This is a genomic window from Emticicia sp. CRIBPO (assembly GCF_009905725.1).
GTDB lineage: Bacteria > Bacteroidota > Bacteroidia > Cytophagales > Spirosomataceae > Leadbetterella.
This window is the reverse complement of the sequence record NZ_JAAAKV010000002.1, coordinates 670,533-689,149: the sequence shown is the minus strand read 5'-3', so window position 1 is coordinate 689,149 and position 18,617 is coordinate 670,533. Positions and strand designations below refer to the sequence as shown.

Below are 18,617 nucleotides of genomic sequence, written 5' to 3'. Positions count from 1 at the left end.
AAATGAACATAATGAGTAAAATCGTAACGCTTACTTTAAATCCATCTATTGATAAAAGCAGTGCTTTTGATGAACTGGTGCCGGAGCAAAAGATCCGTTGCGAAACGCCCAAATTTGAACCGGGTGGCGGCGGGATTAATGTTTCGAGGGTAATTAAGAAACTGGGTGGGGAATCTACCGCTTTCTTCCTCGAAGGAGGGCATACAGGTCAGTTTCTGATTGAACTCATCACCAAAGAGGGGTTGGATTTTAAAGCATTCGAAATTGAAAATCAAACGCGGGAAAACCTGATCCTGGTAGAAAAATCGAAGAATAATCAATTCAGGTTCGGAATGGAAGGTCCTTTTGTGGCTCAGCAGGAGTGGGAAGGGATTCTTGAAGTCATCGAGAAACTGGAAGGTGTGGAATACCTGGTGGCCAGCGGAAGTTTGTCGCCCGGAATCCCGGATGATTTTTATGCGAGGATTGCTAAAATAGCTAAAAAGAAGGAAATAAAACTGGTCGTAGATACTTCAGGGCCTGCCTTGAAACTGGCTCTTGAAGAAGGCGTGTTTCTTTGTAAACCTAACCTGGGAGAGCTGTCGTCTCTTGCCGGAGCCAAAGACCTGGGGATTTCTGAAATAGAGGAGTATGCCCGGCCGATGATTGATTCGGGTAAATGTGAACAGATGGTGGTGTCGCTCGGGCCTGACGGAGCATTCCTGATCAATAAAACAACGGCTTTGCATGTGCCTTCCCCGAAAGTCGAAAAGTTAAGTACGGTTGGAGCGGGCGACAGTATGGTAGCCGGGATGGTCTTTAAATTCTTCGTAGGGCATTCTGCTGAAGAAGCGGTAAAATTCGGTGTAGCCTGCGGCTCCGCCGCTACTATGAATTCGGGGACAGAGCTTTGTAAACCGGAAGATGTTGAAAGGCTTTTCAAAGAAATCAATGAACGCTGATCAGCGTTTTCTATGATATTATTCTGGAGAGACTTGCATGCAACGTCTCTCTTTATTTAGAAGGGTTGACAAGTCAATTCCTTCTCCTGATGATTTTAGAGGTATTGAATTCCTTTTGGCAGGAAAGAATCCTGTAGGTGAGGTCATAGTCGGTAGCCCTGAGGATAAAGTCTTCGGGCATTTTGCAGAAGGTCATGAATTCATCCAGGTTTTCTTCGTCCATGTGGGTGATCTGGGCTACTACACGTTTATTATACCTGAGTTCAGCATAGAATTTTTTGGCATCCTGAAACTGTACATCCGCAAGTTTTCTCCTGTTTTTCCCTTCTTTACTGAACATATCATATAAGGCATCAATAGAAATGCCGAGTCCGGGGCCGAGGCTGGTGTTGGTATTGATCATGTTTCGCATGATCTGTCTTTTGATGACCCTCGAATCGTTGGGGTTATTGAGGAATTCCTGGATTTCCTGGTAAAGATTCTCCGGTTTTTTGTCTTTGACGACAATTTCATCCAGCGTAAATGCAGATCGTTTGAGAAAAATGACAGGCTCTCTGTTAACACCATCCCATTTAATCCCGAGGTTGTTGTAACCAACAGAAGTGACGATCAGTGAGTCGCCTTTCTGGGCCCGGATATAAAAATCGCCTTTGTCATTGCTGGCTACCACATAGCCTGTACGTTTGTTGGTGACATTCACCCCCGGCATTCCTTTGTTGTCTTCGGAGGCCAGTACTTTGCCATATACCGACTTGTCCTGTCCGGAAACATGAAAGGTGATAATAAGTAAAGAAATTATTAAAACTAAATATTTACAGTTTTTCCGGTTCAATCTATTTGATAATTTTTCCGTTGATAACGATGGTTTGGGTCTGATTTCCTTCCAGTACAAAATAGGCTGAACTGTCTAATCCGACAGCGGCGGAAAGACTTTTCTTTACTTTATGTTTTTCTATCAGCTCAGGATAAAGGCTTAAAGGTCTGACTACAGCTCCTGCGGCATCAAATTCTTCGATTCCCCAGAAAGTCGACAAGTCACCCATGTCAGCAATAACGCTGTCAACGGTGAAATCTGTTGCTGCTTTGTTGTTTTTTTCGTTCAGGTTTATGCCCAGATCGGTTTCATAAATTTTCCCGTCTACTTCCGTTTTGGCATTTTTGATTTTGAGATCAAAGAGGTAGTTGTCGTTCTGGGGAATTTTCTCATAATCAGCCAGTTTGTATTTGGTATAGGACTTCCGGCTGATGCTGTGCAATGCTCCCAAAATAGCAACGAAATTCAGTTTCCTGATAAACTGTTTTTCAGTATCATCCGGGTATCCGCCCGACTCGATGAGGATGAGGCTGCTGCCCCATTTCTGGATATTGTCCCCGAAAGCACGTGGTTCAAAATCATCGTTCCAGCGGCCTATGTGGCCGGGTATCTTGGTCTGCAGGAATTCGATCACACCGCAAATCACCTTCATGGCTTTGGTCCGGACCTCGTTCCAGTCTTTGGCTTCGTTGTAAGCTGTAGCCAGAAACGAAACTGTGGCTTGTTTTCCTGATTTACCGGCACTGTACAAGGTTCTTTTGTCGTGAAGGTTAAAAGAAAACTCCGGCTTAAGCACGCCCACCATATTTTTCAGGATCTTGCTTTCCGGGCATTGCAAGGCCAGGGCGTCGCGGTTCATGTCTATCCCCTGGGCCGTTCTCCTGACAAAGCGTTCGGCTCCGTCAGGGTTGATCATGGGGATAAAATGCAGGCTGTAATTTGTTAATATATCTTTTCTGAATGAATCGAATTCGTCGCCTCTGGCTTTAAGGAAATTAAAAATATCAAACATGGCCATGGTGGCGGTGGCTTCATTGCCGTGCATTTGTGACCACAGCAGGATGTTGGTTTTACCTTCACCTACCTTTAATTTGACAATTTCCCTTTCTTCAAATGATTTTCCGATGACCATATTTTCATAAGGAAGCTGCTGGATTAACGGAAGAATGTCTTTGTGCTTAAAGCGTCTTTTACTGAGTGCGGGACTTGTGTGTCTGAATGAATCGTACTTTTCAAACAACGACTGGAGAACTTGCATAAGTCAGTTTTTAATTTAAAACCTAAACTTACGAATTCTTAGGGTTCTATAAAACCAAAAATACCTTAAAGTTTGTATGGAGAGGGTTTTCTGTGATGCAGTTGGGATCAGTAAGGTAAAAGTTGCAGGGAGATCTCCCTGCAACTTTTGTAGTTATTCTGTTTCCCTTACGCCTTCCGGAAATAATTTGTTTACAAAACGCTCTACCACCGGCCCGATGACGAGTATACATGGAATCACGATGGTGTAAGACAGCAGCCATGATTTAAACCATATTTTCAGAAACTTATCGCTGTATCCGAGATTGACTGAGATCAGCAGAAAAGAGATGATCCCGGTAGTGGCTACTCCCATGATCATGGCGAAAGCGATTTTCTTCTTCATGTTGCTTATTGGTTCATGGCTTCGAGGGCCATTTGAGGTGATGACAGGAATAATTTGTAAATATTCGCGGTGTTACCTACGTGGATTTCGTAAGTGTCCTCTTCAAATGCTTTGAACAGGTCTTCTGCCACTACTTCCGGGGCGATACCGTTTTCACCGCCGATTTCTTTTGAAAATTCGGTATTGACCAGTGGTGGCATGAGTTCAAATACTTTCACACCAGAAGTTTTTTCAAGGGCCAGTCTCAATGATTGTGAATAAGAGTGCAAGGCCGCTTTACTGGCTCCGTAGCTTGACAATTCTTTTCTCGGAGCAAAAGCTACAATCGAAGAAACTGTTACAACAGCCGCTGATTCCTGTGCTTTTAAAACAGGCAGAAGCTTTTCTGTCAGCCTGATGACGGACAGGAAATTAGTATCCATTTCTTCAGCCGCTTTTTCATAGGCGTTGATTTCCGGAGTGACCAGGCTGTAATAAGAAGCATTGCCTGCGTTGTTGATCAACACATTCAGCTCAGGAAAATCCTGTTTTATTTTTTCAACCAGCTGATGGACATCTTCCTCACTGGTAATGTCGGCGGCTATGGCCGTGGTGTTTTCGAGCCTGGCAGCTGCTTTCTGTAATCTTTCTTCGTTACGGCCGGTAATGATGATCTTATTGCCGTTTTGAGAGAATAATTTAGCGATTTCAAATCCTATGCCTGATCCGCCTCCGGTAATCAGGATCGTGTTGTTACTTGTTTTCATTTTTTGTTTTATACCAATCGGTATATTTTTGATTAAAAAAAAATTATAATTCCTGTATTTGTTTTCTTAAAGCATCAAGCACATACCTTCTGTAGTTGAGTTTTCCGGTCAGGCGTGAAATCATCACCATGCCTTCAATAGAAGCCAGGATGTTGATGGCCGTTTCCTCCGGCTGGGTAGTGCTTTTAAATTCTTTGTTCTCTATACCTGCTTTTACCAGGGCCGCTATCTTGTCTTTCCAGTCTGTAAATGCCTGGCTGGCGGCCTCTTTAAGTTCGCTGTGGGTGTCATCTGCTTCTATCGCTGTGTTCAGAATAGGGCAGCCTCCGTCGAGGGCCCCTCCGAGGTAATTGCTCTCATACATCTCAGGGTAAGCCAGTAGTTTTTCGCGGTACGACTTCTTTTTACTGATCTCCGCGGCAATGAGTTTCTGCATTTTGGTGGAATTGTTCTCAAAAACCGCCAGGGCAACCTCGTCCTTGTTCTTGAAATTGCCGTAAACGCTACCTTTGGTCAGTCCGGTGGCTTCGGTGATGTCATTCATAGAAGTGCCTGCAAACCCTTTCGTATTGAAAAGGGAGGAGGTTCTTTCGATGATAAATGACCTTGTTCTTTCTGCCTTGCTCATTGGACTGATTAAAATGATGATACAAAAATATACCAATCGGTATATTTATCCAAGCTTTATTTCATTTTTTTTCCGGATGGCTTAAAACAGGCACCAGAATGCCGGATAGGTGGCCTTATTTTAACTTTCATCTTTTCATTTCCGGATTTCATCGGACTGTGCATAACAAAATCAGGTCAATTAAATGGCTGTCTGAAGGAAATGTATATTTTTGTTTTGTTAATGACTTCATTTAAAACTATCATACATGAAAAAACTAATTACCTTATTTTTTGTGGGTGTTCAGGTTTTTGCCCAGACGCCCGCCAAACGTGCTATCAAACCATCGGATGTGTACAATATTCAGACGGTTTCCGGACCGGAAGTTTCGCCGGATGGTAAATGGCTTGCTTACAGCCTCACCACCACCGATTCTGTCAAAAACAAGCGGAATTCTGACGTCTGGATCATTTCATGGGATGGCAAAGAGAATATCCAGATGACTAACAGTCCTGACGGCGAATCCCAGGCGAAATTCAGTCCGGACGGAAAATACATTTCTTTTGTTTCAGCCCGTAACGGCATGGAAAAAAGCCAGATATTTTTGCTGGACAGGCGTGGGGGAGAAGCTAAACAGATGACGACCTTCAAAAATGATATGGGCAGCTATGAATGGTCGCCGGATGGGAAGAAAATCGTCCTGACTTTCAAAGATGCCGGGGATACCTCCAAAAATAAAACCCCGAAACCGATAGAAATCGACCGCTACAGATTTAAAGTGGATGTGCAGGGGTATCTTCAGAACCGTGCTACCCACCTTTATTTATATGATGTAGCCACTAAGAAACTGGATACGCTTACTACCGGCAGGTTTGACGAAGGAAGCCCGAGATGGTCGCCGGACAGCAAATACATTGCTTTTGTAAGTAATCAGACTGAAGATCCTGACCGCAATACCAACAGTGATATCTGGATTGTGGAGGCGAAAGCCAAAGGGGCTATCAGAAAGCTGACCACCTGGGAGGGCGGAGATTATGCCCCCATGTGGAGCCCGGATGGTAAATCCATCGCTTATCTGAAATCGACTTCTGCTACTTATAATATGTATGACCAGGCGGTTCTGGCCGTTATACCCGTGGCGGGCGGAGAGCCTAAACTTATTTCTGATAAACTGGATAGACCTGTTAACAATCACCAATGGACGGCTGACGGACAAAATATTGTAGCTTTGATAGCTGACGACCGTGAAAGGTATGTAGGTCAGTTTTCTCTGAAAACCGGACAGTTTACGAAACTGGCTTCCGGCCAGCGTTCTTTCAGTGCTTTGGAACCACACCCGAACGGCAGCTGGATTACGATGATTTCTGATCCGACTCTGGCTCCGGAGATTTATGCTCTGGAAAACGGGCAAACCCGCAGACTGACCAAACATCATGATGAATTTTTCAGCAAGGTCAACCTGGCTAATGTGGAAGGTTTTACCTCCAAAAGCAAAGACGGAACCATTGTAGGGGGGATTTTATATACACCGTTCGGTTCAGCCAAAAAGAATTTGCCTTTGTTGCTCCTGATCCACGGAGGCCCGGTGTCACAGGATGAATACAGCTTCGGACTGAACGGGCAGGTATTAGCCGCAGCCGGATATGCGGTGGCGTCTGTCAACTACAGGGGAAGTAACGGCAGAGGTATTGAATTCAGTAAAGCCATTTACGCCGACTGGGGTAAAAAAGAAGTGGTTGACTTACACGGAGCGGTTGATTACCTGGTTGAGAAAGGTATTGCAGACCCGAACAGACTGGGAACGGTGGGCTGGAGTTATGGCGGTATATTGACCAATGCCCTGATCGCTACAGATACAAGGTTCAAGGCAGCGGCTTCAGGAGCCGGGGTTTCTTTCCAGCTGGCATTTTACGGCGTGGATCAATACATTCTTCAAAATGAGAACGAACTGGGCTTGCCGTGGAAGAGCATTGACAATTATCTGAAAGTCTCTTTCCCGTTCCTGCACGCAGATAAAATCAAAACGCCTACATTGTTTATGGTAGGGGAGAAAGATTTCAATGTGCCTGCCGCGGGAAGTGAGCAGATGTACCAGGCTTTAAAATCACAGAATATTCCTACCCAACTGATTATTTATCCTGGACAATTCCACGGTATCACAGTGCCTAGCTATCAGAAAGACAGACTGGTGAGGTATATTGACTGGTTTAAGAAGTATCTCTGATTGGTGAAAGCCCGCCCGGCGTGACCGTCAGGTTCGGACGGGGAGGATGGAGAAAGGAGAAGGAAAGAAGGTTTTTTTTCTTGGAGTAACTATAAAAAAAGCGGGGATCATCTCCCCGCTTTTTTAGTTGAGTGTCAGTGAGATGGTGTTTCTAGACACTATGGCATATTCTTTTACTTTTCCTATTCCCGTATGTCTTACCCTGTACCCGCGATTCTCAAGAAGGGGCAGGGCGTCTTTCAGGGTCATACCGATGACTGCCGAGAGTTCACCTTTCTGACTGACCTGTTCCCATTTTATTGAGCCGTTTTTCCTGACAGGTTTAATCAGGCCTGTCTGTGACGGAGCCTGGGTAAATTTAAATCCTTCCGCTATTGATCGCTGATCATCCGCTTCACCTATAGCAGCATATTTAGTGATTTTCTGAACATCTGATTTAACCAGCATCTTGGGGTGAATATTAACATCATAGGCAAAAATCTTGTCTGCTATCTGTCTGAACACCGGGGCAGAAACATCACCCCCGTAAACATTGCTTCCCTGCGGCTCGTCGATCACGACAATACAGCTGTAAGTCGGCTGATCTGCCGGGAAATAACCAATGAATGAAGTATAATATTTGCCGGCTTTATAAATACCGTCCGACCTCTTCTGTGAAGTCCCGGTTTTGCCTGCGATTTTGCATATCCCTACATTGACGTTTTTGGCGGTCCCGTTTTCGACCACACCTTTCATCATCCTTCTGACCATTTTGATACTTCTGTCTGTACAAATGGCATTTTCGGCACGGTTGGCTTCAAATTTTTCAATGACTTTGTCAGCCATCCGCGTTTCTTTCACAATGATGGGCTGTACCCAATAGCCGTCGTTGGCCACGGTATTGTAAAAAGACAGCATCTGAAGCGGGGTCATCCTGGACTCGTAGCCAATAGACATCCACGGGATGGTGGTGTTACTGAATGTGCTGCTTTTCTTGCTTTTGATCAGGGGTGAAGGCTCTCCTTTGAGCTGGAATCCTGTGGGTCTGTCCAGCCTGAATTGCTTCAGGTATTCAATATAATCATCGCCGTTGCTGAATCCGAAATAACGCTTCATCAGCTCATAAATGCCGACATTACAGGATTGTTCGAAAACCTCTTTTACCGTCAGCGGCCCGTGGGCATGCGAGCAGGTAAAATCAAGCCCGTTATGAATGATCTTGCCCGTGCAATCTACCGCATGGGTGTTCTCACTCAGGTTGGCTTTTTCGATCAGGGCTATCATGGAGGCTAACTTGAAAGTTGATCCCGGGTCGGTTCCTTCTTTTACGGCGTAGTTAAGGTCTTCAATGTAAACAACCTCTCCGTCGGGCAGCTCTTTTCTGCTGAGGTTAGCCATGGCCTTGATTTCACCTGTGGCGACTTCCATCACCACGGCTGAGCCATATTTGGCGGAGGTCGCAAATACCTGTTTTCTCAAGGCATTTTCAACGATATCCTGGAAATTAACATCAATGGTGGAGATGACGTCCAGTCCTGGTTCTGAGTCCACATCTGTTTCGGTGTCGATGGGTTTCCAGACTCCCCCGGCTATTCTTTCATAAAAACCTTTGCCGTCCTTTCCCGACAGGTAATTGTCAAAACTGGCTTCTATACCGAATTCGCCTTTGCTGTTGGTTTCCCTGTCGAGTTTCCCGATGGTTCTCATAGCCATGTTGTTAAACGGCATAAAACGGTTTTCGATCTTTTCAAATTTACCGCCACCTTTCAATGAGCCTTCCCTGAACAATGGGAATTTCTCAATGATCAGTTTTTCCTGGTGATCTACCAGCCTGCCGCCTAAGGGCAGAAAGCGGGCCTTGCTTCTGTTACGGGTGGTGGTGATCAGTTCTTTGTATTCCTTGGCACTCATGTCACCGAAATAATTCGAGAGCCTGAGGCAAAGCGAGTCGATGTGTTTGTCGTAAAGCGTGATTTTAGCTTGTTTTGGGTCAATACCCACCCTGTATTTGGGCACGGAAGTCGCCAGGAGGCTTTTGCCGTCTGAAGCGAAAATATTACCACGGGTGGCTTTGATGGTCCTTTCCCTTCTCTGTATCTCTGCCACTTTTGACAGCAATTCCTTGCGTTTTGAAGTCTGGAGATAGATGATTTTAATAAATATAAGAATGGCGATGATGGCAATGCTCAGGAATGTCCAGCGTGACCGGTCTTTAATTTGTTCTTTGATGATGCTTTTAGCAGACATTTTAGGTAAGCTTTTGTTATTTTTCTTCTGAAACCACAATCTTGAGCGGAGGCAGGATATTCTTTTCCAATCCCTGGTCGGCAAGCTTTTTTTCTATTTCAGATTGCTTGCTTGAAAACATGTACTTCGATTTGTAAGTAATGTATTCCGCCCTCTTCTCATTCATTTCTTTCTCGGTTTTGCCAAGATTACGGATCTGCGTTTCGTAATTATGCTGAAAATAAATGTAGATGATGGCCAGGCAGATGCACCAGATCAGTTTTCTGATGGTTTTGGTAGGGAGCTCGTCACCAATGTCAATTTTGGTGTTGATCCAATCGGTGAGCCTGCTCAGGAGGTTTAAATTCCCGAACAGCCTGACAGGCTGTTTAGCCGGTCTTCTTGGGCGGTTAAATGACATTTTTGTAAGTTTTTAGGTTGAAGCTTTTCTACTTCATAAAGCACGGTAATCAAAAATACTGAATTTGATTTTATTCCTTGCTATGAAAGAACCAGTTTCTTTTCTGAAAAATCCGGGGTGTAAGGGGTTCGGAAGTAAAAAAACTCAAATCACCTTTTTTCGGCAATTCTTAGTTTAGCACTCCGTGATCTCGGGTTTCTCTCCAGTTCTTCTGCTGATGCTTCAACCGGTTTGCGTGTTATGCTGTTAAATGGTTTGATTTCATGACCAAAAAAATCCTTTTCCACATCACCTTCAAATTTACCGCTACGGATAAAGTTCTTCACCGGACGGTCTTCCAGGGAGTGATAAGCCATCACCACGAGTCTTCCTCCTGTTTTGAGGACTTCGGGGGTCTGAAGAAGGAAATCTTCGAGCACTTTTATTTCTTCGTTGACTTCAATTCTCAAAGCCTGGAATATCTGTGCATAATATTTAAACTCACGTCCTCTCGGAGCAATGTCCTGAATGCTTGCTTTGAGTTCATTGATGGTGTTGATCGGCGAATTGGCCCTGGCGGTTACAATGGTCTGTGCGGCTGTTTTGGCATTTTTGATTTCGCCGTACATGCCCAAGATTTTGTGCAGCTGCTCTACGCTGTAGGTATTGATGATTTCTTTGGCACTGATTTCTGCTTTCTGGTTCATTCTCATGTCCAGCTCCCCTTCAAACCGCGTTGAAAAGCCTCTTTCTGCGGTGTCGATCTGGTGTGAGGATATCCCCAGATCGGCCAGGATGCCATCAACTTCTTTTACACCATACACCCTCAGGTATTTTTTGATGTGTCTGAAGTTGGCTTCGATGAAGGTAAAGTTCGGAGAATCTATTTTTTTCGATTCGGCTTTGGCATCAGGATCCTGGTCGAATGAATACAGGTGTCCTGTAGTCAGTTGTTCAAGGATAGCCCTTGAGTGTCCGCCACCACCGAAAGTGATGTCCACATAAGTACCTTCCGGATTGATGTTCAGACCATCCAGGCACTCCTTCAACATGACGGGGACATGATATTTTTGCTCGCTGCTCAAATTGAACTTTTTTTAGATTCAAAACATTTTACAAAAGTAGGATTTTTTGGTCTGGTTTTCAATTTTTCTGCCTTTAGTTGATAATTTCATTCTGAAAACGCCCGCTTTCCGATTTTCAAACAGGAGTATTTAAATACTATTTTTTATAGCTGACAGTAAGAGGCTGCAGCTACCCTCTTCTCATGACAACAAAAGAAAAACTATTGCTTTTTACATTGGCCTGCGTCAATTTTACCCACATTGTAGACTTCATGATCCTGATGCCGCTGGGTCCGCAACTCATGAAAATTTTCGATATCAAACCTTATCAGTTTGGTTTTGTGGTGTCTGCTTATGGTATTGCGGCGGCCATCTCCGGCTTTTGCCTGGCTTTTGTGGCCGACAAGTTCGACAGGAAGAAAATGCTGCTGATTGCTTATACCGGATTCATCATCGGGACTTTTGGTTGTGGTCTGGCCCCGACTTACGAGATTCTGATCCTGGCCAGGATCGTAGCCGGCATTTTCGGTGGGATGATCGGTTCACAGGTTTTGTCCATTGTGGCTGATAAATTTCCTTACGAGAGAAGGGCTTCGGCGATGGGTATCATTATGACGGCTTTCTCAGTGGCTTCGGTGGTGGGTGTTCCGGGAGGATTATACCTGGCCAACCTTTTCGGGTGGCATGCTCCTTTCTTTACCGTAGGTGGTTTGAGTATTCTGGTAGGGGTATTGATCATGATCTTTATTCCCAATATCAATGAGCATTTGAAGTCAGATACGCCAAAAAGAAGTCCGTTTGCCGTGATCACAGATATTCTGAAAACACCCAATCAGATGAGAGCTCTGGGGCTGTCTACCATCATTATGCTGGGACACTTCAGTATTATACCTTATATCGCACCTACCCTGGTGGCCAATATCGGGTATAAACAAGATGATATTTACCTGATTTACCTGGTCGGAGGTTTGTTAACGATATTCTCAGCACCTATGGTGGGCAGACTGGCAGACAGGAAAGGGAAATACCCTATTTTTGTTATTTTCGCTATTCTTTCGACCATCCCGATTTTCCTGATCACCAATCTTTTCCCGACACCGCTCTGGGTTATTTTGTGTATTTCGGGATTGTTCTTCATTTTCTCCAACGGGCGGTTAATCCCAACACAGGCGATGGTTTCAGGGGTCGTGACACCGGTGAACAGGGGAGGTTTTATGGCGATTAATTCTTCTGTTCAGCTGATGGCCCAGGCAGTAGCGACGAACATCGGCGGGGCCATTATTGTACAAAGATCATCCGGATACATCGATCATTATTATTATGTAGGCTATTTTGCCATGGCGATGATTTTGCTGAGTGTTTTTCTGGCGAAGTCAGTTAAGCCTGTCAATTGAAATACCGGGAGTGTATCTATTGCATTCACAGGTTGGCAACAAACAGCCACGTGGATTTGTGCGACCCTGTTTGGGACGGAAATATCATTTGACCGGAACGCAAAGGCCTCGCCAAATGAATCTTAAAGATTCAAATGTTTATAGCTAAAGGACGCTACCTGAGAATCCGACCCCGAGAGGGTCGCATAAGTCGTCGGAATTTACTGCAAATAAGATAATCAGGGATTTAAAAAAAGAGAACACAGACGCTTATCCGTGTTCTCTTTTTGTATTTTCGGGAATGTTAAAACCTTCTTATTCTTCGTAATTCATGTCTTTATGGAAAGTTTCCTGCAGAAAAATCAGGGCGACCAGGGCAATCAGGATCGAAACGGTCCCGATGATGATGGATCCGTTGATGACCCCGAAATCTGGCTTCAGGAAAGCGAAAGACGCTGTCAGCGGAATGGCTGCTCCCCTGACAAAATTCGGGATGGAGGTGGCGACCGTTGATCTGATGTTCGTACCGAAAAGCTCCGCTGCCATGATGATGAACAAAGCCCAGTATCCGTTAAATATCCCCAACAGGAAGATAAGGAAATAGAACAGGTTATTGGTTTTGACAGGGATGAGCAGGTAAACCAGGATCATGGCAAAAGAACAAAGCATAAAAATGGCAATGGCTTTTTTGCGGCTTCTGAGCTTCTGACTCAGCAAACCACTGCCGATGTTTCCGAAGGCCTGCCCGAAGAAAGTGAGCATGACGGCTTTTCCCGCAACAATGGGTTCGGTAAGACCATGAGCCAGCCCGAATTCAGGAGAGAACGTGATCAAAACCCCGACAACAAACCAGATCGGGATACCGACGATGATGGCCAGGACATAACGGCTGAACCGTTTGAAGTTGTTGAACAGCATCAGGATGTTTCCCCGCTCCACCGGCTTTTCCTTGAGCTTCATAAATAAACCGGACTCGAAGACGTTGATCCTCAGAACCAATAATAACAGACCTAAACCTCCACCGACAAAGTAAGAGACCCTCCACTGGAAGAGGTCGGCTACAAAATAGGCCAGTACGCCCCCCAGAACACCCATGGTAGATACGATGATGGCTCCGTAACCCCGCAATCGCTGAGGGAGGAGCTCGGCCACCAGGGTAATTCCTGCCCCAAGCTCTCCGGCCAGGCCAACTCCGGCAATAAGCCTTAAAACAGCGTATTGAGGAAGGGTTTGGACAAAGCCGTTGGCGATGTTGGACAGTGAGTACAGAATAATGGAGCCGAAAAGTACAGAAAGCCTGCCTTTTTTGTCACCCATAATGCCCCAGAATACCCCACCGATAAGGAGCCCGGCGAGTTGCATATTCAGAAGGAAAACGCCTTCTGAAAGCAGAAGCCCGTCAGGGACACCAAGCGACTTTAAACTGGGTACACGCACCACACTGAATAAAAACAAATCGTACATGTCTACCAGATAGCCCAGAGCTGCTACAATGACCGGGAGTTTGAGCAGCTGTTTTGCCAGGCTTTGTTCTTTATTTTCCATGAGTTAAGGTTTGAATATTTTAGACTTTTTCAGGTATGGTAAAAGGAGCTCTGTAATTTCTGGTCAGCATCGCATTCGCTTCCTTATCATTGATGAATTTCTCAGAGGCGGGATCGAAATTCAACCTGCGACCCAGACGATAAGAGATATTACCCAAATGAGCGATACCTGATGACAGGTGGGCGGTTTCGACGGGACCGTTCTGAAGCCCCGTGTCATGAGCCCTTACGGCTTTCACAAAGTTGGCATAGTGGTCGCCTCCTTCATTTTTTGACGGACCCGGTTCTCGTTCTTTGCCCAGGAAGGTCTTATAGTTGGAATAGCCGTTAATGACCATGTAGCCTTTGTCGCCATAGAAGAAATTACCGACTTCCACGCCGTCTTCCTTGTTGGTCATCCATGGACGCACCTCAAACTCTATTACTTTTTTCTCTTTCGGATACAGATAGCTGGTGGTGAGCAGCTCAGGCGTTTCCTTGCAGTCATTCCACAGGAATTTGCCTCCTGAAGAAGAAATAACTTCAGGTAGGCCCACATTCAGACCCCACATACAAAGGTCGGTCTCGTGCACACCCTGGTTGCCGATGTCGCCGTTGCCGTAGTCCCAGAACCAATGCCAGTTGTAATGCACATAGTTTTTGCTGAAGTCTCTCGTCTGGGCCGGTCCCTGCCAGATGTTCCAGTCGAGTCCTTCCGGCACAGCAGATTTGCCCTGGTTGCCGATATCCGGACGCCATTTGTAAACTACCCCGCGGGCCATGTAGACATTGCCGATCAGGCCATCACGCAGGTGCTGAATGGCTTCTTTGATGGCAACTGAGCTTCTGAGCTGTACCCCGTGTTGCACAATCCTGTTGTATTTTTTGGCCGCTTCTATCAGTTTTCGGCCTTCATTGAAAGTATGGGAGCCAGGTTTTTCAAGGTAAACGTCTTTCCCGGCCTGGCAAGCCCAGATGGCCGCCAGAGCATGCCAGTGGTTAGGGGTAGCGATGCTGACGGCGTCGATGTTCTTGTCGTCATACAGTTTTCTCAGGTCCTGGAAAGTCTGGACATCTTTGTTGTATTTGGCTTTGAATTCTGCGGCGGCTTTTTGTGAAACCACATTGTCGACGTCACACAAGGCAACCACTTCCACATTCTCCTGACTCATGAATCCTTTGATGTGGTCTTTGCCGCGACCGTTGACGCCAATGACTCCGACCCTGAGGCGGTCGTTGGCCCCGAACGCGGTAGAGGGGATGATGGTGGGTATGGCCATCATGGCCAAAGAGCCGGGTAATGCGGTTTTAAGCACATCACGCCTGGTAAATTTTTTCATAAAAGGTAACTATTTAAGGTTGAATATTGATTTTCAGCTTATAACCTGGAGAGGGTCAATCCTCCGTCTACCATAAAAACCTGACCTGTTGAATACGAAAAATCCTCCCTGGCGATAGAAGCTACCACTTTCCCTACATCTTCCGGCAAACCCCATCTTTTCTGGACGGTCAGGCCGTTTTCTATTAACTGATCATACTTGGCTGTCACACCAGCCGTCATATCTGATTTTATAATCCCGGGCCTGACTTCATAAACCGGTATCCCGAATTCCCCCATCCTGACGGCAAAAAGCTGGCTTGCCATGCTGATGCCGGCTTTGGAGAGGCAGTATTCGCCCCTGTTGACCGAAGCTACTGTGGCTGAAATGGATGAAATATAGATAATGCCCCCGCTGAAATCAGGGTCAGTTTCCTTTTGTTCCACCATCCAGCTGGCTATTGACTGGGTCAGGAAATAAGGACCTTTGAGGTTAATGCCCATGACATGGTCAAAACTTTCTTCGGTGGCCTCCAGGATGTCCAGCCGTTCTTTCGGAGCCACACCGGCATTGTTAACCAGCAGATTCAGCTTTCCGAAGGATTTCCTGACTTTGTTAATGATATTCTGACGGTCTGTTTTGTCACCGATATTGCCCTGGCAATAGATCACTTCTCCGCCGTAGGATTTCAGATGGGTAATCATTTCAGAGACCCCTTCTTCCGGTCTGACGCCGTTAATTGCCAGGTCAAAGCCGCTTTTGGCCAGCTGCTCCGAAATGCCCAGGCCGATGCCCCTGCTGCCACCCGTTACAAGAGCCGTCTTTCTCATATTGTACTTTTGATTTGTTTGAGTTCTTCGGCTTCGGGCAGATTCTTATAGACCGGGTCCAGCGGAAAACAACCGGAAATCAGGCCGTTTCTGGGGGCGGTAGTGCAATCAGAGAAGGTCCGGCATATCAGTTTGCGTTCCATGGGCCTTCCGTTCAGCACATCATCAGGTAATGTGGGATAAGACAAAACCATCCGGCCCAGCCCGATGGAGTCAGCCATGTTATGGTTCAGCACATACTGTCCGAAGTTAGGGAGCCAATCCTGGAGATAAGAATACCCAGAACCTACAATGACCATTTCCGGGAATGATTTCTTTAAATCATGGGTGACGTTGAGCATTCTTTCCACACCTACCAGCGGGTCTTCAGGCGGCTGATAACCATCCGAAGGCGGAAATATCGCCGGTCGCATCAGATGAGGGTTATAATAAGGACTGCCTACGGTAATGCAGATCAGCTGGACCCCCAGTGAGGCTGCAAGGGTCAGAAAGGATTTGGTTTCGGTGAGGTCTATCGAAACACCGGTGCAGTTTCCGCCAAAAGCATAAATGTATTCGTCTTTCGGGAAGTTTTCAGGTTCTCCTGTGCCGTCAGGTCCTTTTTTAAAGGGAATCCAGTCAAAAGCACTGAGGCGGATCCCTATTTCAAGGCCGGGAGCCTCTTTGCGGATACCTTCAACGATGTTTCTTAAAAAACGCGTCCGGTTGGCAAAACTGCCGCCGTATTTACCTTCCCGGTTAAAGGCACTCAGGAATTCGTGTCCCAGGTAACCGTGACAGTGTTTGATGTCTACAAAATGAAACCCTGCTTTTTGTGCCAGCACTGCCGCTTTGACAAATTGCCCGATCAGCTCGTCAATCTCTTCATCGGTCATGAGCGGGTGAGATTCCGCTAATCCGAATTTCCTGTTCAAGACAGGATGATCGTACAGTATTTTTGATTCGAATTTTTTCTTGTCGTTCGGTTTACAAAACCTGCCTGAATGGGTCAGCTGCAGACCCACGAGGAGGTCACCGGTGTTGCCGAATTTCTCGGTATGTTTATCAATGACGAGCTGATATAATCCTTTGAATTCATCAAGATTGGACTCGTGGATGTAAAGCTGGTTGGGGTTGGCCCGGCCTTCGTGACAAACGGCCACGGCTTCACAGCCCCAGAGCAATTTGGCCCCGCTGATGGCAAAATTTTCCCACCTTCTTTTGGTAAACTCTCCCGGACGGCCGTCTTCAGTGCCGTCCCAGCCTTCCATAGGCAGGATACAAAACCTGTTGCCGATGGTTTTTCCCGATTTAAGGTGTATCGGTTTATTATAAGGAGATTCTGTTGACGGGGAAAGGGTGTCGTCAAAATCCAGATTAACATGGATATCTGACAGATATTTACGGAGGTCATCAGCGGTTTTGAGCTGTGCCATCCGGGTATACTTAGGCTTGGATTTCGGATTCATCGGGCACAGTTATAAAATGAATAATAAGGTTCATTATTGATGACTTTCTGCAGATACAGGGCCACTTCACGAGCGTGGTAATCTCCCCACATGCTCGACTCACCGGAAGGGATCTTTTTACCTTCCGGTATATAATCCCAGCCGTTCGGCCGGTGATAAATGGAGTGCAGGATCAACCCCTGGTGTTCATGGTCTGTGCTCAGATAGGGTGTCTGAAACAAAGAATCGAGGACAGTCAAACCTGTCTGCCAGTATTTTTCTGCCAGCTCCGAGTCTCCGTAGTTTCTCAGGTAATGCCCCAGACGCAATAAACCCTGTGCCCCGATGGCCGCAGCAGAGCTGTCGACCGGTTCAAAATCATTGTCAGGTTGGGCCGGTCTGTCGAGGTAGTCGCCGAGTTGCGACAAACCCGGAGCCCCGGTGTCCCAGTATGGTATGCCGTCTGCCGGCGTATGTTCTATATAAAAATCACAGGTGGCGGTGGCTGCTTTGAGCATCATGGCTCTCAGGCTGGCTTTGCTTCCGAGGTTTTCAAGTTCTTTTTCGTCGATCAGTTCTAGTAATTCGAGTTCTTCCGAAAATCCGCACATAGCCCATGCCAATCCGCGTGTCCAGGTACTGAAACCTGTATAGCCCTGCTGCGAGTTCGGGCATCTGAAGTTTCCGTCTTTGGTGTTGAAGACACTCTCGTGGGCTGTTCTGCCCCATAAATCATACGTATCCCGGCCTTCTCCATAGAAAACCGAATAGTCGGCGGTGGCTTTGATGTGTTGGAGAGCCCTTTCAAGCAGGTTGATTCTGACATCATTTTCCGCCTGGAAAACATGCCCGAGCAAATGACTGATGACCAAAGCACGGCAGGAGCGGATGGTATCTACAAACAAAGAGTGGGAGCCGTTAAAAGAATGAATAAACCCTCCGGAAGGAATACTGGTCCAGCGGCTGGCCTGTACAGCCCCGGAGATTTTAAGGGCCAGTTCATAAAAATTTTTCTCCCACTCGTTGGCTTCAATTTTTCCTTCTTTCATGAGCCTGAGCAGGTTGCCGTAAGTGCTTACGTTGTTGAACCCATGATCATGTACGCCGATGTGGGAAATGTGCGGGGCCATGACATTGAGGGTGTTTTTTCTGCCGGATTCCAGAAATCTGGGGTCTCCGGTGGCATCAAACTGAAGGATAGCTGACCCGAACTGAAAGCCTTGCGTCCATTCTGTCCACCCTCTTGTGGTATATTTTCCTTTGACGGTGAATACAGGTGAACCCTGGCTGACATCATAATTGTGTTCAATGGAAAGTATCTTCTGACCCGAAAGCTCCCAAAACTCCTGAAGTTTTTTTGAAAGGTCTTCAGGTGTTAGTGAATAATTAATTTTAATCATTTAAGGTTGAATACTGAGGTTGATAAATTTGACTAAAAATACGCAATGATTTTCAAAGCTTTTATAATATTCCTTTAAATAATGTAATTTTTCTTTTTTGTT

General features: G+C 46.0%; 16 protein-coding genes. 3 read left to right on the top strand and 13 right to left on the bottom strand.

What is annotated here, in order from left to right; translation table 11 throughout:
- The first annotated feature begins 11 nt into the window (after positions 1-11).
- Entirely contained in the window at positions 12-941 is a 930-nt protein-coding gene (locus GVN16_RS06815; RefSeq protein ID WP_205748797.1) for a 1-phosphofructokinase family hexose kinase, read from the top strand.
- 73 nt (positions 942-1,014) lie between these two features.
- On the opposite strand, the gene GVN16_RS06810 is transcribed toward GVN16_RS06815, so the two are convergent.
- From GVN16_RS06810 to GVN16_RS06790, 5 genes are all read right to left on the bottom strand, one after another.
- A complete protein-coding gene (locus tag GVN16_RS06810) occupies positions 1,015-1,773 on the bottom strand; it encodes a carboxypeptidase-like regulatory domain-containing protein (protein ID WP_166563095.1) in 759 nt (252 codons plus the stop codon).
- 1 nt (position 1,774) lies between these two features.
- Positions 1,775-3,013: a M14 family zinc carboxypeptidase gene (locus GVN16_RS06805; RefSeq protein WP_166563094.1), complete on the bottom strand. Its 1,239-nt coding sequence runs from the start codon at positions 3,011-3,013 to the stop codon at positions 1,775-1,777.
- Positions 3,014-3,166: 153 nt separating this feature from the next.
- Positions 3,167-3,397, bottom strand: coding sequence for a DUF2798 domain-containing protein (locus GVN16_RS06800; protein WP_166563093.1), 231 nt, complete (start codon positions 3,395-3,397; stop codon positions 3,167-3,169).
- A 5-nt stretch (positions 3,398-3,402) separates the two neighbouring features.
- Complete coding sequence (locus GVN16_RS06795) at positions 3,403-4,143, bottom strand: SDR family oxidoreductase (RefSeq protein ID WP_166563092.1); 741 nt, start codon at positions 4,141-4,143, stop codon at positions 3,403-3,405.
- 43 nt (positions 4,144-4,186) lie between these two features.
- On the bottom strand, positions 4,187-4,771 hold the full coding sequence (locus GVN16_RS06790) for a TetR/AcrR family transcriptional regulator (protein WP_166563091.1): 585 nt from the start codon (positions 4,769-4,771) through the stop codon (positions 4,187-4,189).
- 247 nt (positions 4,772-5,018) lie between these two features.
- On the opposite strand from GVN16_RS06790, the gene GVN16_RS06785 reads away from it, so the two are divergent.
- Complete coding sequence (locus GVN16_RS06785) at positions 5,019-6,974, top strand: S9 family peptidase (protein WP_166563090.1); 1,956 nt, start codon at positions 5,019-5,021, stop codon at positions 6,972-6,974.
- Between the two features lie 123 nt (positions 6,975-7,097).
- On the opposite strand, the gene GVN16_RS06780 is transcribed toward GVN16_RS06785, so the two are convergent.
- The 3 genes from GVN16_RS06780 to rsmH form a co-directional block, all read right to left on the bottom strand.
- Positions 7,098-9,200, bottom strand: a complete 2,103-nt coding sequence (locus tag GVN16_RS06780; RefSeq protein ID WP_166563089.1) for a penicillin-binding protein 2 — start codon at positions 9,198-9,200, stop codon at positions 7,098-7,100.
- 16 nt (positions 9,201-9,216) lie between these two features.
- Entirely contained in the window at positions 9,217-9,600 is a 384-nt protein-coding gene (locus tag GVN16_RS06775) for an FtsL-like putative cell division protein (protein ID WP_166563088.1), read from the bottom strand.
- 149 nt (positions 9,601-9,749) lie between these two features.
- Positions 9,750-10,631 carry a 16S rRNA (cytosine(1402)-N(4))-methyltransferase RsmH gene (rsmH, locus tag GVN16_RS06770; protein WP_166563133.1) on the bottom strand — a complete coding sequence of 294 codons (882 nt, stop codon included), beginning with the start codon at positions 10,629-10,631 and terminating at the stop codon, positions 9,750-9,752.
- A gap of 215 nt (positions 10,632-10,846) precedes the next feature.
- Here rsmH and GVN16_RS06765 point away from each other — a divergent pair, with 215 nt between their 5' ends.
- Positions 10,847-12,037 (top strand): MFS transporter, encoded by a 1,191-nt coding sequence (locus GVN16_RS06765; RefSeq protein WP_166563087.1) that lies wholly within the window; start codon positions 10,847-10,849, stop codon positions 12,035-12,037.
- Positions 12,038-12,331: 294 nt separating this feature from the next.
- Here GVN16_RS06765 and GVN16_RS06760 read toward each other — a convergent pair whose 3' ends face one another.
- The 5 genes from GVN16_RS06760 to GVN16_RS06740 are packed head-to-tail and all read right to left on the bottom strand — an operon-like array spanning position 12,332 to position 18,515.
- Positions 12,332-13,561, bottom strand: coding sequence for an MFS transporter (locus GVN16_RS06760; RefSeq protein ID WP_166563086.1), 1,230 nt, complete (start codon positions 13,559-13,561; stop codon positions 12,332-12,334).
- 19 nt (positions 13,562-13,580) lie between these two features.
- Positions 13,581-14,879, bottom strand: a complete 1,299-nt coding sequence (locus tag GVN16_RS06755; RefSeq protein WP_166563085.1) for a Gfo/Idh/MocA family protein — start codon at positions 14,877-14,879, stop codon at positions 13,581-13,583.
- A 38-nt stretch (positions 14,880-14,917) separates the two neighbouring features.
- Positions 14,918-15,688: a 3-ketoacyl-ACP reductase gene (locus GVN16_RS06750; protein WP_166563084.1), complete on the bottom strand. Its 771-nt coding sequence runs from the start codon at positions 15,686-15,688 to the stop codon at positions 14,918-14,920.
- Positions 15,685-17,136: an NADH:flavin oxidoreductase gene (locus GVN16_RS06745; RefSeq protein WP_166563083.1), complete on the bottom strand. Its 1,452-nt coding sequence runs from the start codon at positions 17,134-17,136 to the stop codon at positions 15,685-15,687. Before GVN16_RS06745 ends, GVN16_RS06750 begins: the two co-directional genes overlap by 4 nt.
- A complete protein-coding gene (locus GVN16_RS06740) occupies positions 17,133-18,515 on the bottom strand; it encodes a glycoside hydrolase family 88 protein (protein ID WP_166563082.1) in 1,383 nt (460 codons plus the stop codon). The genes GVN16_RS06745 and GVN16_RS06740 overlap by 4 nt, the downstream gene beginning before the upstream one ends.
- Positions 18,516-18,617 lie beyond the last annotated feature (102 nt).